Origin of the sequence: Pedobacter sp. (genome assembly GCF_037719805.1) — a bacterium.
Lineage (GTDB): Bacteria > Bacteroidota > Bacteroidia > Sphingobacteriales > Sphingobacteriaceae > Pedobacter.
This window is the reverse complement of the sequence record NZ_JBBJLZ010000001.1, coordinates 291367-308098: the sequence shown is the minus strand read 5'-3', so window position 1 is coordinate 308098 and position 16732 is coordinate 291367. Positions and strand designations below refer to the sequence as shown.

19 protein-coding genes are annotated in these 16732 nt (G+C 40.2%); 16 read left to right on the top strand and 3 right to left on the bottom strand.

Going from position 1 to position 16732, the window contains the following annotated elements:
- From WKF66_RS01460 to WKF66_RS01445, 4 genes are read left to right on the top strand one after another with little or no spacing between them, the layout of a single operon-like run.
- Entirely contained in the window at positions 1-369 is a 369-nt protein-coding gene (locus WKF66_RS01460; protein ID WP_489672623.1) for a response regulator, read from the top strand.
- Complete coding sequence (locus WKF66_RS01455) at positions 370-1191, top strand: CheR family methyltransferase (RefSeq protein ID WP_489672622.1); 822 nt, start codon at positions 370-372, stop codon at positions 1189-1191.
- Positions 1191-1754, top strand: a complete 564-nt coding sequence (locus WKF66_RS01450; RefSeq protein WP_489672621.1) for a chemotaxis protein CheB — start codon at positions 1191-1193, stop codon at positions 1752-1754. Before WKF66_RS01455 ends, WKF66_RS01450 begins: the two co-directional genes overlap by 1 nt.
- Positions 1755-1792: 38 nt before the next feature.
- Positions 1793-2146, top strand: coding sequence for a response regulator (locus WKF66_RS01445; RefSeq protein WP_489672620.1), 354 nt, complete (start codon positions 1793-1795; stop codon positions 2144-2146).
- A 4-nt stretch (positions 2147-2150) separates the two neighbouring features.
- Here WKF66_RS01445 and WKF66_RS01440 read toward each other — a convergent pair whose 3' ends face one another.
- Entirely contained in the window at positions 2151-3824 is a 1674-nt protein-coding gene (locus tag WKF66_RS01440) for a dipeptidyl-peptidase 3 family protein (RefSeq protein WP_489672619.1), read from the bottom strand.
- Positions 3825-3926: 102 nt separating this feature from the next.
- On the opposite strand from WKF66_RS01440, the gene WKF66_RS01435 reads away from it, so the two are divergent.
- Positions 3927-4760: an N-acetylmuramoyl-L-alanine amidase gene (locus tag WKF66_RS01435; RefSeq protein WP_489672618.1), complete on the top strand. Its 834-nt coding sequence runs from the start codon at positions 3927-3929 to the stop codon at positions 4758-4760.
- Positions 4761-4764: 4 nt separating this feature from the next.
- Here WKF66_RS01435 and WKF66_RS01430 read toward each other — a convergent pair whose 3' ends face one another.
- Positions 4765-6426, bottom strand: a complete 1662-nt coding sequence (locus WKF66_RS01430; protein WP_489672617.1) for a glutamine--tRNA ligase/YqeY domain fusion protein — start codon at positions 6424-6426, stop codon at positions 4765-4767.
- A gap of 78 nt (positions 6427-6504) precedes the next feature.
- Between WKF66_RS01430 and WKF66_RS01425 the strand changes: the two genes are divergently transcribed.
- The 7 genes from WKF66_RS01425 (at position 6505) to WKF66_RS01395 (ending at position 11416) form a co-directional block, all read left to right on the top strand.
- Positions 6505-6924 (top strand): cobalamin B12-binding domain-containing protein, encoded by a 420-nt coding sequence (locus tag WKF66_RS01425; protein WP_489672616.1) that lies wholly within the window; start codon positions 6505-6507, stop codon positions 6922-6924.
- A gap of 3 nt (positions 6925-6927) precedes the next feature.
- On the top strand, positions 6928-7710 hold the full coding sequence (locus WKF66_RS01420) for an enoyl-CoA hydratase/isomerase family protein (RefSeq protein ID WP_489672615.1): 783 nt from the start codon (positions 6928-6930) through the stop codon (positions 7708-7710).
- 79 nt (positions 7711-7789) lie between these two features.
- On the top strand, positions 7790-9190 hold the full coding sequence (locus tag WKF66_RS01415; RefSeq protein ID WP_489672614.1) for a sigma-54-dependent transcriptional regulator: 1401 nt from the start codon (positions 7790-7792) through the stop codon (positions 9188-9190).
- A 15-nt stretch (positions 9191-9205) separates the two neighbouring features.
- Complete coding sequence (locus WKF66_RS01410; protein WP_489672613.1) at positions 9206-10252, top strand: AI-2E family transporter; 1047 nt, start codon at positions 9206-9208, stop codon at positions 10250-10252.
- A 59-nt stretch (positions 10253-10311) separates the two neighbouring features.
- Positions 10312-10578 carry a YtxH domain-containing protein gene (locus tag WKF66_RS01405; RefSeq protein WP_489672612.1) on the top strand — a complete coding sequence of 89 codons (267 nt, stop codon included), beginning with the start codon at positions 10312-10314 and terminating at the stop codon, positions 10576-10578.
- A gap of 21 nt (positions 10579-10599) precedes the next feature.
- Entirely contained in the window at positions 10600-10983 is a 384-nt protein-coding gene (locus WKF66_RS01400; protein WP_489672611.1) for a phage holin family protein, read from the top strand.
- Positions 10958-11416: a hypothetical protein gene (locus tag WKF66_RS01395; RefSeq protein WP_489672610.1), complete on the top strand. Its 459-nt coding sequence runs from the start codon at positions 10958-10960 to the stop codon at positions 11414-11416. The genes WKF66_RS01400 and WKF66_RS01395 overlap by 26 nt, the downstream gene beginning before the upstream one ends.
- Positions 11417-11450: 34 nt before the next feature.
- Here WKF66_RS01395 and aspS read toward each other — a convergent pair whose 3' ends face one another.
- The gene (gene aspS, locus WKF66_RS01390; RefSeq protein ID WP_489672609.1) at positions 11451-13196 is read right to left on the bottom strand and encodes an aspartate--tRNA ligase; all 1746 of its coding nucleotides are present in this window, start codon (positions 13194-13196) and stop codon (positions 11451-11453) included.
- A gap of 346 nt (positions 13197-13542) precedes the next feature.
- On the opposite strand from aspS, the gene WKF66_RS01385 reads away from it, so the two are divergent.
- The 4 genes from WKF66_RS01385 to WKF66_RS01370 all read left to right on the top strand — a co-directional run bounded on the left by WKF66_RS01385 (position 13543) and on the right by WKF66_RS01370 (position 16728).
- The gene (locus WKF66_RS01385) at positions 13543-14088 is read left to right on the top strand and encodes an RNA polymerase sigma factor (RefSeq protein WP_489672608.1); all 546 of its coding nucleotides are present in this window, start codon (positions 13543-13545) and stop codon (positions 14086-14088) included.
- A 1-nt stretch (position 14089) separates the two neighbouring features.
- A complete protein-coding gene (locus WKF66_RS01380) occupies positions 14090-14617 on the top strand; it encodes a hypothetical protein (protein WP_489672607.1) in 528 nt (175 codons plus the stop codon).
- Positions 14614-15858, top strand: a complete 1245-nt coding sequence (locus tag WKF66_RS01375; RefSeq protein ID WP_489672606.1) for a hypothetical protein — start codon at positions 14614-14616, stop codon at positions 15856-15858. The genes WKF66_RS01380 and WKF66_RS01375 overlap by 4 nt, the downstream gene beginning before the upstream one ends.
- 81 nt (positions 15859-15939) lie before the next feature.
- Positions 15940-16728, top strand: coding sequence for a TerC family protein (locus WKF66_RS01370; RefSeq protein ID WP_489672605.1), 789 nt, complete (start codon positions 15940-15942; stop codon positions 16726-16728).
- Positions 16729-16732: the final 4 nt, after the last annotated feature.

The following is a 16732-nucleotide window of genomic DNA, read 5'->3' as shown; positions in this document are numbered from 1 at the left end:
ATGGTGAATAAAGTTTTGATAATAGACGACGACAACCGTAATATTTTCGCACTAAGCGCTGTTCTGAAGGCTAAAGGTTATAAGTGCTTATCAGCAGTGGGCGGGGAAGAGGGAATCGAACTTTTAAAGCGTGATGGAGAAATCGCTGTTGTATTGATGGATATGATGATGCCGGGAATGGATGGCTATCAGGCAATTGCAGAAATAAGCAGAATACCAGAATTAAATCGAATCCCGATTATTGCCGTGACTGCACAGGCAATGGTTGGAGATCGGGAACGGTGCATAAATGCAGGTGCCGTAGGGTATGTTTCAAAACCTATCAACGTTGATGAACTAACAGGATTACTTAAGAAATACGTACTTTAATTGGATATAAGCGCTATCAATGAAGAACAGGTAGAGGTACTGCTTACGGATCTCCTGGAACATCATGGCTACGATTTTACAGGTTATTCAAGAGCATCTTTAAAAAGAAGAATTACCAGATTATACACACTGGATAAGGTATTAAGCTTTGCAGAGTTCAGATATAGAATTATTAACGACAGCATATATTTTAAGCGTTTCGTTGAGCAGATTACCGTGAATGTGACAGAGATGTTCAGAGATCCCTCTTTTTTTAAAACGCTAAGGGATTCTGTACTTCCAGCGCTAGGCACTTACCCCTTCATAAGGATATGGATAGCCGGATGCTCAACAGGCGAAGAGGCGTACTCAATTTCCATTATCTTAAAAGAACTTAATCTACTACAGAAATCGCTTATTTACGCTACTGATCTAAATCCAGTGGTACTGGAGAAAGCACGCCAAGGCATGTTTGCTTTGAGTCAGATGAAGCAATATTCTGAGAATTATATCGCTTCCGGGGGCATTAATGATTTTTCGACCTATTATACAGCAAATTATTCTCTCGCAAAGTTTAACGATGAGCTTAGAAGTAAAATGATATTTTCTACGCACAACCTGGTTTCAGATCATTCTTTTAATGAATTTCAATTGATCTTATGTAGAAATGTACTGATCTATTTTGATCGCGAGCTACAGCATAAAGTACTGGACCTCTTTGACGAAAGTCTGGAAGAGTTAGGGTATCTGGCTTTGGGTACTAAAGAAACGGTAGAGTTTTCTAACATCTCAAAGCTTTATAAAAGAGTACCGTTAAATAAGATATGGAGGAAAATTAAGTAATGATCGGATGTAAAGCACTTGTGATTGGGGGTTCTGCCGGCAGCCTTGATGTACTTCTCAGGGTACTGCCAGTATTGGATCCTGCATTAACTTTTCCTATTATAATTGTAATCCATCGCAAACATGGGGCAGATTCTCTACTGCCAGATCTGCTCTCCAGCAAAACAAGGCTCAAAGTAAAAGAAGTAGAGGAAAAGGAGCAAATATGTGCAGGAACTATCTACATAGCCCCATCTGATTACCACTTACTTATTGAACAAGACCGCACTTTCTCTTTTGATTATTCGGAGAAGATCAATTATTCAAGACCTGCGATCGACGTGACTTTCCAAACCGCAGCGGAGGTATACAAGACTAAGCTGGCCTGCTTACTGTTATCCGGATCAAATGCTGATGGGGTAAATGGCTTAAAGTCCGTTAAAACCTGGGGTGGACTTGCAATTATACAGGATCCGGATTTCGCCCAAGTCTCCTACATGCCGGCTCAAGCGAAACTGCATGTTAAAATAGATGAGATTTTAAGCATTGAAAATATAGGTGAATTTATAAATTCACTTAAATAATTTATAAGTTTGCCAACTCATATAATTCGCTACTGTTAATGAAAAAAGTATTTGTTTTTGATGATAATGCAGATATACTAGAACTTTGTACTATAATTTTAGAAGATGCAGGTTATGAGATTAAAACCTCATCATCCTCAAATAATATTATAGATCAGGTTATGGCCTATATACCAGATATCATTTTTATGGACAATTGGCTTCCTGATGTTGGCGGTATTGAAGCTACAAGAGAACTTAAAAATCACGACACTTTGAAGTCGATTCCGGTAATTTATTTCTCTGCCAATAACGATGTTAAGGCTTTAGCAAATGAGGCTGGAGCAGATGGTTACCTGTCCAAGCCCTTCGACATACAAGAATTAGAGGATATAATTACCGCACACGTTTAGGCATTTACTTTACGCCTAATACATCAACTCCTTGTTCAAATACAATATCAACAGGGATACCTTTTTTCGTCAGCTTATCTAAGTCGGCTTGTAACTCCGTAGTGATAATCGCTTTTTCTTTCTGGGCCTTCTCAACGGCAGCCTTATCTCCATTCCCTTGCAATGTCAATATTAGGCCGCCAAGCTTATTCATTGCCGTTTCAAATTGAACGAAGTCGACTTTATAAGTACCATTAGCATTCCTTATAAAAGCACCGCCCTCTTTAAAATAATTAAAGCATTGCATGTTTGCCTTTCCATGCGCACTTGCCGCGCCGAACCTAACCGACCTCAGAATCCCGGCCATATAAGTAGTATAATATTCTTTGATATCTCCCTCTAACTCTCCTTTTTTAAGAAGTCCGGTAACCATGTAAAGACCAAGTATGTCTGCTTTGCCTTCTTCAAGCCACGAATACTGTTCTTGTAAAGCCTCTTTAACAAAGCCCTTGCCCGTTATCGTTTTCTTTATGCCCAGGCCATGAGAAACTTCATGAAACATAACATTCGCAAAAAAAGCGTCAAAGTTTATATACTGCTGTTGACCCGCGTCGATTAGTTCTTTAGAGATAGGGACTAATATCTTATCAAACTTGGCCTTCATTGCGTTCTTCAACTGAGATCTTCTTGTTCCCTTTTTTGTCTGTATTACTTCGTCATTTGGGAGATTAACGGCAATTGTTTTCGATCCGGCATTGCAATCACCCGCGTAGTAGATGACATCGTAAGCATTAAGTTCTGAGTCTGTACCTGGTTTTTCTTTCTTATACTTCGCTGCAACAGGCAATCCCTTTTGAAGTTCAGGAAGCATGCTTACATATTTTGCAAGACGTTTGCTCCAAACCTTATCCTTCACTAAAACATAAGCTTCATAAGATGCTCTTGCATTCAAAAGTTTATCTTCATAGTTTTCAATTGGACCAAGAATTATGTCCAGGGTATTCGTCTTCATATCCAGCCAGGCGTAGTCGCTAGCAGTGTAATTGTCTGACGTCAATGCATCTGCACGCAGATTAAGATACTTTTTAAATCCAGCGTCTTCTGCGAGTAAAGCAGCCTGCTTAAGTAAAGACGACGCCTTTTGGAGTTCTGTAGCATATAAAATGTGGTAGGGAACAGACATGTAAGTACCCGGTTTCTCTTCTCTGATCACAGTGTACTGACCATATTTGTCCTTTACGTCAGACTTTTCCAATGTCTGTTTCGTCATTCCTGCAGGATAAAAGTTTAGTCCATCAGGCTTAGGTCCGACGCCAGCAACAAAGGGCTTGTCGCCATTCAACCTGTCCCAGGGGCCATAGTTGATCCAAATAAAAGCCTTTGTTTCTTCATCTTTGATGGTGTTGAGTAAGCTGTCGCGCTGAGGGTAAACCTGCTTCCAATATAGATCATCCATTACCTTTGCTGCTTGAATCAATAAGGGGAGGATTTGTCTTTCAGAGATAGTGAGATCATTAATGTTTGTTGTCAGCTTTACCTTTTCATAGATATTTAAACGATCGTCAACATAGGTCAGTAAGCTATCCCTACCAGTAACCTCTTGTTTCACAGTCGTAGAACTTTTGTTTGTGCAGGCGTTAACTATGGATACTAAGACGCATCCTGCCAGAAAAAGTCTAGCTTTTATAAAGGGTTTCATAGATTGGGTTGTAAGTTAGCATGTAAGACACGCAATTATTTGACGATTTATTTGGGGCTAAAATAGTAAAAAATAGTAATTTCACACCTTTATCCATGCACTATGAAATCAACGATAGGTCTCTCTCTCCCCTTTTTAGCCATTCCTTTAATACTTCTCGCGTCCTGTACGACAAACAAATATGCTGCCACTAATAAGATCTATAAACAACAGTCAAAGGATTATGCAAAGACCATTTCTGCAGTTCCCCCTGTAGCACAAGGTATCGATTCCCTGGCTGCTGATTCACAGGTGTGGATTGGTTCCATCAACTTCGGCATTCGTAGACCTAACTTCGTAATCCTTCACCATACCGCTCAAAAATCTACTGATCAAACAATCCGAACCTTCATTGTTAAAGGACAAAGTGAAGTGAGTGCTCACTACGTTGTGGGCAGAGATGGGAAAGTGGTACAAATGGTTAATGATTATTTGCGTGCTCAGCATGCCGGAATTGGGCGCTGGGGCAATGATACCGACCTAAATTCATCCTCTATTGGAATAGAGATTGACAATGATGGCTTTGAACCATATTCTGAAGCTCAGATTCGGGGCGTAATTAAAATCTTAGCGACATTGAAAAAGCGGTATAAGATACCAACAGCTAATTTTATCGGACATTCGGATATCGCACCTAGCAGGAAGCCTGATCCCCATAATTTTCCTTGGAAGGTACTTGCTCAGAAAGGTTTTGGATTGTGGTATGACGATATTTTAGAAATATCCCCAGTGGAGTTTGATACAACACTCGCACTGAGGATAATTGGTTATGATATCAGCAATATTTCAGCTGCCATTGTTGCATTTAAAAGGCACTTTGTTCAGACAGACATCACTCCTGTACTAACTCCTTCGGATAAGATGATCTTGTTCAATCTCTACAAAAAGTATCTCTAATAGATTACTTGTTTGCTTTTGCCCAGGCGTCTTTTAAACCAACTGTTCTGTTAAAAATCAGGTTCTCAGACGTAGAGTCCTTGTCAAGGCTATAGTAGCCTTTTCTTATAAACTGGTATCGGGCGTCTTTGTCAGCATCTGCCAAATAAGGCTCAATGTATACTTTCTTAAGAATTTCAACGCTATTTGCATTTAGGTAATCCTTGAAGTCACCTTCTTCAGCGTCTGGTGATTCAACCGTGAACAAACGGTCATACATCCGTACTTCAGCAGTTTTGGCATGTTTAGTACTTACCCAATGGATGGTTCCTTTAACATTAATGCCGCTGGTATCTTCTCCACTTTTAGATTCAGGAATATAGGTGCAATGAACTTCAGTTACATTTCCCAGATCGTCTTTCAAAAAGCTTTCGCATTTTACAATATAAGCATGTTTAAGCCGAACTACTGCGCCAGGTGCAAGTCTAAACCACTTTTTGGCTGGTACTTCCATAAAGTCCTCCCGCTCGATCCACAATTCATTGCTGAAAGGAATCTCCCTCAAACCACCTTTATCTTCTGCTTCAGGATTGTTCTCGCCAACCAAACTTTCCTCTTGGCCATCAGAATAGTTGCTGATGATTAGTTTGATTGGGTCCAGGACTGCCATAACCCTTGTAGCCGTTTTGTTTAGGTGCTCCCGCACGCAGAACTCTAAAAGACTCAATTCTATTAAGTTCTCTCTTTTTGCAATGCCAATACGTTCGCAAAACTCACGGATGCTCTCAGGAGTATAGCCTCTGCGGCGTAATCCGCTTATGGTTGGCATCCTCGGGTCATCCCAGCCACTAACTACCCCATCATTTACCAGTTGTAAAAGCTTACGCTTACTCATCACTGTGTAAGAAAGATTCAAACGGGCAAATTCGTATTGTTTAGATGGGAATATACCTAATTTCTCAATCAACCAATCGTAAAGTTCCCGGTGTGCAACATATTCCAAGGTACATATGGAATGTGTAATCGTTTCTATACTATCGCTTTGTCCATGGGCAAAATCATACATTGGATAAATGCACCATTTATTACCTGTGCGGTGGTGCTCAGCATGTTTAATGCGGTAGATCACTGGATCTCTCATCAACATGTTTACGCTGGCCATGTCAATTTTTGCACGAAGTGTGCAAGCGCCGTCAGCAAACTCCCCATCTTTCATCCGGGTAAAGAGATCAAGGTTTTCTGCAATAGTCCTGCTCCTATATTCACTATTTCTTCCGGGCTCAGTAGGGGTGCCTTTTTCTTCCGCTATTTGCTCTGCTGTACTGTCATCTACGTAAGCCAGATTTTCTTCAATAAGCTTAACTGCGTAGTCGTAAAGCGTGTCAAAATAATCAGAAGTGTACAGCTCATTTTTCCATTGGAAACCTAGCCATTTAATATCTTCCTGTTGACTGTCAACATATTCTGTCTTTTCAGTAACCGGGTTTGTATCGTCAAATCTTAAGTTTGTATAGCCACCGTATTTTTTAGTAAGACCAAAATTTAAGCAGATCGCCTTGGCATGCCCTATGTGTAAATATCCATTAGGCTCAGGAGGAAAACGTGTGATCAGCGTCTCGTATTTTCCTGTATTTAAATCGTTCTCAATGATTTCTTCTATGAAATTCAATGATTTTTCCTCACTCATATAATGGTAAAATTAGGTTCTCAAAGTTAATATAAAACGGCTAAATTAGCTACATTTACGGTGTACTAAGTATAAATTATGGGTAACTCATTAAATCGGCCAATTCGGGTTTTGGTAGCCAAAGTTGGACTGGATGGCCATGATCGCGGAGCAAAAGTCATTGCCACTTCCCTGCGTGATGCTGGAATGGAAGTAATTTATACCGGACTACGACAGACGCCTGAAATGGTGGTTAATGCTGCTCTTCAGGAAGATGTTGACGCCATTGGTATATCCATTCTATCAGGTGCGCACATGACTGTCTTTCCTAAACTCCTAGAGATAATGAAACAAAAAAAGCTAACCAATGTGCTGATAACAGGTGGCGGTATTATCCCGGGAGAAGACATTGAAAAACTTAAAGCTATTGGCGTAGGAGAGCTTTTTTCGCCAGGCACGGCCATGGTTACCATCGTGAACTATATACAAACCTGGGTTGCTGAACATCGAAACTTTTAATTTATGACTTATCAAAATATCACTTCTGAGCTAAGAGAACAAATCCTTTACATTACAATCAACCGGGAGAGCAAATTAAACGCATTAAATAAAGACACATTGTCGGAATTAGCTTCCGCTGTTGCTGCGGCTCAGTCTGATCCTGATGTGAGGGGAATTTTGCTAACTGGTGCAGGTCCTAAAGCTTTTGTTGCCGGGGCAGATATTTCCGAGTTTGCTGATTTTGATGAAATACAGGCAGAGGAGCTTTCGCGGAATGGTCAGGAGACGGTATTCAATGCGATTGAGCAGTCAACTAAACCAGTTGTTGCCGCGATCAATGGCTTTGCCTTAGGCGGAGGGCTAGAGCTGGCAATGGCTTGTCATATAAGAGTTGCTTCCGACAATGCTAAGCTGGGTCTTCCAGAGGTTAGTTTGGGTCTTATACCGGGGTATGGAGGTACACAGCGACTTACCCAACTCGTTGGTAAGGGTAAGGCGATTGAAATCATCACGACTGCTGAAATGATTTCTGCAACCCAGGCAGAAAGCATCGGCTTAGTGAATTATGTTGTCGCTCCTGAATTTTTGATTATTAAAGCGGAAGAAATATTAAATAAAATTAAAAAGAGGGCCCCTCTTGCCGTAGCAGGTGCCATTAAAGCGATAAATGCATCGGCCAATTCAGGAGTCGACGGTTTCGAAGTAGAAATACAAGAATTTGCAAGATGTTTTAGTAGTCAGGATTTTAAAGAGGGTACAACTGCTTTCCTTGAAAAACGAGCAGCAGTATTCTCAGGACATTAAAATACAAGTGTAGAAAGATTTGCCCATTGTAATAAAATGTTTCTATATTTATTTCATAATCAGCCCCCATCCCTGTTATATGAGAAAAGTATTGATTGTAGATGATGAAGTAAACATCGGCCTACTCCTTTCTAAATTTTTAACCAGAAACAATTTTAGCGTATCAACGGCTACAACTGGGAGTAGTGCGATGGAATATCTTTCAAGAGATACTTACGACCTCGTGCTTTGTGACTATAGATTGGAAGATACTGATGGCAAGGAAATGCTGATCAAGATAAAAGAGCGGTCTCCCGGCACGGGTGTAATCATTATAACGGGCTATTCTGATATCAAGTTGGCCGTTGAACTCATCAAATTAGGTGCATATGATTATATCACTAAGCCATTGTATCCGGATGAGATCCTTAATACTATTAATAAGGCCATTGAGACGCAAATTGCATTAAATGCAAATCAGGCAGAGGTTGTTAATGATCCCCCTAAAGATAAATTGGCTAAGCCAGCTTATATACAGGTGGATAATTTTGTTGCTGGACAAAGTCCGGCGTCAAAAGAATTACTTAAGCAGATTCAGCTGGTAGCACCAACTTCATACAGCGTGATTCTAACCGGCGAAAGTGGTACCGGCAAAGAGTCGGTTGCAAAGGCTATCCATTTAAATAGCCCCCGTAGGGATAACCCTTTCGTGGCTATGGACTGCGGGTCGTTGACCAAAGAGCTTGCAGGAAGTGAGTTTTTCGGGCATGAGAAGGGCTCTTTTACCGGTGCCTTATATACAAAGATCGGTCATTTTGAGATGGCCAATGGGGGAACTCTTTTTTTGGATGAAGTAGGTAATTTATCTTACGAAATCCAGGCAGCGTTACTTCGTACAGTGCAGGAGCGTAAAATTAAGCGGATTGGAAGTACTAAAGAAATAGATCTGGATGTACGGATAATAGTCGCGACAAATGAAAACCTCAGCCACTCAATCCAAAAAGGTCGTTTCAGAGAAGATCTTTACCATAGGTTTAATGAATTCTCCATAGATCTTCCTCCATTGAGCTATCGTGGCAAGGATATTATGGTGTTTGCCCATACTTTTTTAAATGTCGCAAATCAGGAACTTAACAGGAGCGTCCAATCCTTTTCAGAAGAGGTGGTTCAATGCTTCATGACTTACAACTGGCCTGGTAACGTCAGAGAGTTAAAGAATGTAGTAAGAAGAGCTACTTTACTTACGGAAACTCAGGAGATCCAGCTTAAGGCGCTTCCGCTTGAAATTTCCACCTATGCCAAAGCTTCAGTTATTGAAAATTCGATAGTAAAGCTGGAAAAGCCAAGAGATTTAAAGAACGCTGCCATGGAAGCCGAGTATGATACCATCCTTAAAGTTTTAAGAGAGGTAAACTTCAATAAAACTAAAGCAGCCAAGATTCTTAATATAGATAGAAAAACGTTATATAATAAGATGAGAGCTATTAATCTCGACACATAGCTAAAGTTAACAGGTATGTCCATATTTAGTTATAAGCAAAGAAACAACATCACCCTACTAATCATTGTAGCACTTGGATGCTTAATTGCGTATTCCTTGCAGGGTATTTTTGGATCCATATTAAGCACACTTGTTTTATATACCATTTTAAGACCCGGCTATATTTACTTAGTAGAAGTACGATCATGGAATAAGAACTTTTCAGCGGTTCTATTGCTTCTCATTTCAGTTATTGTTTTGATCCTTCCGTTTTATGCGCTAAGCAGTATGGTGCTGGAGAAGATTGCTGAACTGCAGAATAATCCAGCCTATTTAAAAACAATGTTGGAGAAGGTAAAACATCTTGTACCTGTTAATGGGGATGTCCAGAGCCTGGTAGAAGACGGTCTAAAGAAGGCTGGTACATGGGCCACGGAACTTTTTCCTTCTATCATCTCAGGAGCCTTCAACATAGTGCTGGGACTGTTACTAATGTACTTCTTACTGTTCTTTATGCTCGTTCAGATGGAAGCGTTTGAACAGGCTCTTATTAAATACGCCCCATTTAGAGAGCAAAATGTTCAACGTTTCGCAGAAGAAATGCGCAACACCACCTATGCAAATGTATTAGGCCAGGGGTTTATTGCTCTGGTACAGGGTTCTCTCGTTGGGCTCAGTTTTTACCTTTTGGGATATACTGATCCTGTATTCTGGGGAGTTGTAACCACATTTATTTCGTTCGTTCCTGTTCTTGGTCCTCCCATAGTCTTTGTTCCGGCAGCTCTTCTTCAGCTTGCTAACGGCAATAATTTCGCAGGTTGGGCAATGCTGATCTTTGGTTTTGTTGTAATTATCAACATTGATAACGTCTTGCGCTTTATGATCGCAAAGAGAGTAGGAAATATACACCCGGTAATCACCGTATTGGGCGTAGTTATCGGCATCCCCCTATTCGGAATCCTTGGACTTGTCTTCGGCCCACTGCTTTTATCATGGTTTATTTTGCTCATTAAGATCTATGAAACAAGCGCCATGGCATCAGGCAGATTGGAAAGAATTAAAACAATTTCCGAGCACGACTAGTTATAAATGCATAAATTCCCAAGATTACAGTTTAGTATTAACCATAAAAAAGCAAAGTTATGAATGATAATTCAAAAGTATTAGTAGGTTTATTAGCAGGTTTAGCTGCAGGTGCAGCATTAGGTTTGCTTTTTGCTCCAGAAAAAGGAACTGAGACTAGAGATAAATTAAGCCAGTCGCTTAAAGACCTGAGCGAGTCTATAAAAGATAGAGCTGCAGATGAAATAAATAACTTATCAGCCTTCAAAGATAAAGTGGTTACTTCAGTTAAAAGTAAACTTCAGCCGGCAGAAGAAGAGTTTGCAGATGAGAATGAGCACGCATAACAACCATAAAAAGGTAAAGTAATGCAAGAACATAAAGAAAAAAGTATTGAAGATTTATACGTTGATGCTAAGTCCTACTTAGACACCAAAGTTGAGTACACCCGACTATATCTCGTTGAAAAGGTCTCAAAGATCTTTGCGGATGTGGTTACTAATGTCTTAGTGGTCGTGTGTTTCTTACTGGCATTTTTGTTTGCGACATTAACCCTGGCATTATTTCTATCAGATGTATTTGGTAGTTTTACTCAGGGTTTTGGGTGTGTTGCACTTATTTATCTTTTTCTGGCACTTATCGTTTATTTTACCAAAGACAAGTATATTGAGAAGGCCATCATAAACTTTACAATCAAGAATTACTTTAACAAAATGGCAGATAAGGATGAAGACGATAAACAAAAAGTATAACATCAGCAATCTTGATGAACTTCGTGCTGAAATGGGTAGCCTTCAGATTCGACAACAAATTCAGGGTGAGGAACTTGTTGGTGATGCAAAGATCTATCTGCAACAATATAAACCCGCTAACCTGATAAAAAAGTATGCTACGCCTTCAAATTTCAAGAAAGCAGATGAGCAACTTAATATCAGCGGTAAAGTGATGTCATTAGCGCTTCCTCTATTGATGAATAGTACAATATTTAGGGGCTCAGGTTTCATTACCAAAGCGCTTGTTGGACTTGCCTCGGGAAAGGTTGGACAGTCTCTTGACGCAGAACACCTCACAGGAATGTTCCATAAGGTGAAATCATGGTTTGGCGGTTCTAAAAAGAAACAGAAATTGATACAGGCGCCACGCCCTATAGACTATAGCATTCCCCCTGATAGGGAAAGCTTTTAATAAAAAAAGGGAACCATTTAGGTTCCCTTTTTTGTTATAAGGCAGTTTGAATCTTTAACTCCTTTAATTGTTTCTCATCTATAGTAGACGGACTATCGATCATCACGTCTCTTCCCGAATTGTTTTTAGGGAATGCGATTACGTCTCTTATGCTATCCAGACCTGCAAAAATCGAACAGAGTCTATCAAAGCCAAATGCAATTCCACCATGTGGCGGAGCGCCGAACTCAAAGGCATCCATCAAGAATCCAAATTGCTTTTGCGCCTCTTCTGTAGAAAAGCCTAAGTGCTTAAACATTAAAGCTTGTAACGCTCTGTCGTGAATTCTTATTGAACCCCCACCAATTTCAGTTCCATTAACTACCATATCATAAGCGTTTGCTCTTACCTCTGCTGGATTAGTATCAAGCATGTCTATATCTTCCGGCTTAGGGGAGGTAAATGGATGGTGCATTGCATGGAACCTTCCGGATTCCTCATCCCATTCCAATAATGGGAAATCTAATACCCATAACGCGCTAAACTTGTTTTTGTCACGAAGCCCGAGTCTGGTTCCCATTTCTAAACGCAGTTCGCTAAGTTGTTTGCGCACCCTATCTTTAGCTCCAGCCATGATCAATACGAGATCGCCCGGCTGAGTATTTAAGGCAGATGACCACTTTTGCAGCTCTTCTTCGCTATAAAACTTATCAACTGAAGACTTAAGTGAACCATCTCCATTATGCCTTAAGTAAATTAATCCGGTTGCACCTATTTGCGGACGTTTAATGAAATCTGTCAACTCATCAACCTGCTTACGCGTATAATTGGCACATCCCGAAGCGTTAATTCCAATGACAAGCTCGGCATTGTCAAATATGGGGAAATCTTTGCACTTAACCACATCTGTAAGTTCCACAAAAGCCATGTCAAAACGTGTATCAGGCTTATCAGAACCATACAAACGCATCGCATCCGCATATTGCATTCTCGGAACCTCAGGAAGGTCTATATCTTTGATCTCTTTAAACAACGTTCTGATCAATCCTTCAAACGTATTTAGAATATCTTCTTGCTCAATAAACGACATCTCACAGTCAATCTGAGTGAACTCCGGCTGTCTGTCGGCGCGTAGATCCTCATCTCTAAAGCATTTCACGATCTGGAAGTACCTGTCAAATCCAGAAACCATTAAAAGCTGCTTAAAAGTCTGTGGCGACTGTGGCAGAGCGTAAAATTCGCCAGCATTCATTCTACTTGGGACAACGAAGTCACGTGCACCCTCTGGAGTAGATTTAATCAATACTGGAGTTTCAACTTCAATGAAGTCGAGCGCATCCAGGTATCTGCGAACTGATTGTGCCATCCTGTGTCGCAAGACCATATTATTTCTAATAGGGTTGCGACGAAGATCGAGGTAACGGTATTTCATTCTTAAATCATCACCACCATCAGTCTCATCCTCTATCATAAAAGGAGGTAATTTGGCAGCATTTAATATCTCAAGGGAAGTGATCTTAATCTCCACTTCACCAGTTGCCATCTTTAAATTTTTATTGGAACGCTCAACTACGAAGCCGCTTGCTTTGATAACAAACTCACGACCAAGGCTCCTTGCCATTTCACACAGATCCGTATTATCATCCATGTTGAAAACCAACTGCGTGATGCCGTACCTATCCCTGATGTCTATAAAGGTCATTCCACCTAAGTCTCTTGATTTCTGCACCCAGCCGCACAAGACTACATTTTCCCCTAAGTTCTCTATAGATAAAGCACCGCAAGTAGTTGTTCTTAACATCTTAAATTTATTAAGCGGCAAAAATATTGATTTTGAACCACATATTTCAGCAGCTACTGATTTTACTTGGTATATTAAAATTTCTAAGGCAGCATGCAACGTTTCAATAAGCAGCATGTCTTATAGAAAACAGAGATTCGGAATAGGCTGACAATAGAGTCTGGAGTTGGCTATGCCTCGCCTCCCGTCATCTTGAGTTTATCTCAAGATCTCGGAAGAGAAAGGGAGAACTAGTGAGGCCTGAGCCGGCATGACGAGAGTGACTTATATGACGATCTGGCTAGCATGACGATGGTGGCATATAGAATGACTGCAAATTGCTTTTAAACTAACGATTGAAACAACATTGGAAACCGTATACGTAGACAAACATGTCGAGCTGGTATCAGCATGCAGGAAGGGAAACCGGAAGGCACAATTTGAGTTGTACAAGTTGTATACAAAAGCTATGTATAATGTTGTCCTTAGAATTGTTAACGATGATGATGAAGCGGAAGACGTTTTACAGGAAGCTTTTTTAGATGCATTTACACGTTTGGAATCGTTTAGGGAAGAAACAACTTTTGGCTTGTGGCTAAAGCAGATTGTGATTAACAAATCCATCAATCAATTACGTAAACGAAAAGCAGAATTTGTTAGTCTTGATGGTGTTGATCTACCTGATGAAGTACCGCACATCGAAGAAGATCTACAATACCAGGTAGAGGAAATCAGGAAAGCCGTGGCACAGCTTCCAGATGGTTACAGGGTTGTATTAACATTATACCTCTTTGAAGGGTATGATCATGAAGAGATCTCGCATATTTTAAAGATCTCGGAGAATACATCCAGGTCGCAGTACATGAGGGCCAAAATGAAGTTAAATAGCTTAATAGAAAAGAAAAGAGGGTAAGATGAGCAAAAAATTAGAAGATTACGTTAAAGGTCAAAGACGAGAGTTTGATCTTGATTCACCATCGGAGGAACTGTGGGGTAGAATTGCAAATCAGTTAGATGAACAGAAAATAAAAAAGCCTTTAAGGCTGCAGGTATGGATAGGTATTGCCGCATCCCTTATCGCTATCATGAGCATCAGTTTTTTTTATACCTATCATAATCGTCCACAGGAAGTTAGCATAGCTGATGTTAACCCCCTTTACGCCAGAAAGGAAATGCGCTTTGCAAGCTTAATCGAAGAGAAGAAAGACAGCCTTGAGGTATTTGGAAAGGAGAATCCAGCCCTTTATAAACAGTTTAGCGCCGATCTCGAAAAGCTGGATGCTGATTATGAACGCTTAAAACAAGAGTTACAAAACAGCCCTAATCGAAGGTTGATCGTAAAGGCAATGGTAAAGAATTTAGAGCTTCAGCTAGAAGTTATCAATCAACAATTAACAATAATTTATCAGGTGGAAGAGATTAAAAAGGAGAATAGAATATGAATAATGTAATCAGATTAACAGCAATCCTATGCTTCTTAGTAAGTCAGGCGGTTTCTCAAACCCAGACGGTAGTTGCAAATACCAGTAGTACAACTGTATCGCTGTACCAAAATGAAGATGGGCCTATGCGATCGAAAACTTTTAGTAAGAGTTTTCCAGCAGATCAAAGTGATAAAATCGTGTTGAGCAACCAGTATGGCTCCATTCAAATAAAAGTATGGGATAGAAAGGAGATACAGGTAGATGTCGATATTAAGTCTTACAGTAACACAGATGAGGAAGCTCAGAAGTTATTGGATCAGGTAAGCATTGAAGCTTCAAAATCAGGCGATCAGATCTCCTACAGGACAAAAATGGTTCAGGAAAATGGAAACTGGGGCAACGGGAGACGCAACGGCAAAAATTGGAGAAGAGAGGTGCGCATTAACTACGTCGTGAGTATGCCTGCAGCAAACGCGCTTACCTTATCACAAACTTATGGAAACGTAACTATGGGCGATCTTTCTGGTGCGCTATATGCCAAAGTTCAATATGGCAATTTTACAGCACAGGATCTCACAAACTCGAACAATTATATATCTGTTCAATACGGAAACTGCAGTGTACAGAATCTTAATGGAGCGGTGATCAAACAACAATACGGCTCTACAGTTACCATTGGAACCGTAAATACAATAGACTTGAATACACAATATGCCGGGGTAAAGATCACAACCATAAAAGGCAATGCCACCATTAAGCAGCAGTACGGATCAGGCGTAAACATAGGTAGCGTAGATAACTTAAATCTTGATGTTCAATATTCCAATGTCAACATTGCAACCATTCGTGGTAATGGAAATATTGAACAACAATACAACAGCCTCGCCATTGGATCAGTAGGTAAACTTAATCTGAGATCCCAATACACAAGTGTCAGCGTTGGTTCGTTAAATGGCGATGGAAGGTTTGATATGGATTATAACAAACTCAGCGTTGGAGAAATTAGCAATGCTTGTAAAACATTGAACGTTGACGGCCAGTATGTCGCAATAGCTTTGGGCTTCAGCAGTAATTATCATGCAGACCTTGATGTTCATACCAGTTATGCATCTTTTAAGTATGCAGATCGCGTGACCGCAAAATTGCTAAATGATACCAAAGACTATTCATCAACTAAAGATTATAACGGTAAGATAGGTAACGGGGGAAGCGCAACAGTAAAAATCAAATCTGATTACGGCTCAGTTACAATTAAGTAGAACGTACAAACCAAATACGATAGAAGCTTGTTGAGTAATCAGCAAGCTTTTTTTTATCTTAGCGGGCAACAAAACTACTACATGGAATTTTTAAGCAGTCCCGAAGCCTGGATCTCACTCCTTACCTTAACGATTCTAGAGATCGTTTTAGGTATAGATAACATTGTATTTATCTCTATCCTGGCAGGAAAATTACCTGCCGATCAACAGAAAAGGGCACGTACAGTTGGTTTGGGACTTGCCATGTTTACACGTGTATTGCTGCTTTTGTCACTAAGTTGGGTGATGAGACTTACGGATCCATTATTTAATATTGGGGATATCATTGGAGTAACTAATAAAGAGTGGCTGGAGAAGATGGCCATCTCTGGAAGAGACCTGATCCTGATCATCGGAGGGTTGTTCTTGATCTATAAAAGTACACATGAGATCCATAATAAACTAGAAGGTGAAGAAGAGGATACTATCAAAGGAAAAGTTCAATCTTTTGCAGGAATTATTGTTCAGATCCTGATACTAGATGTAGTATTCTCGCTGGATTCTGTAATTACGGCGGTCGGTATGGCCGACCATATTGAAATCATGGTTGCAGCAGTTGTTATTGCTGTAGGAATTATGATGGTCTCTGCGTCGACGATTAGCGACTTCGTCAACAACCACCCCACAGTTAAAATGTTAGCACTGTCGTTCTTGTTATTAATTGGCGTGTCATTATTGGCGGAAGGGCTGGATCAACACATTCCTAAAGGATATATTTATTTTGCCATGGCTTTCTCAGTACTGGTAGAAATGCTAAATCTTAAAATGACTGGTCCGAAAAAAGACCCCGTTCATCTTAAAGATTCACCAAAACAAGACAAGAAGGTCTAATAAC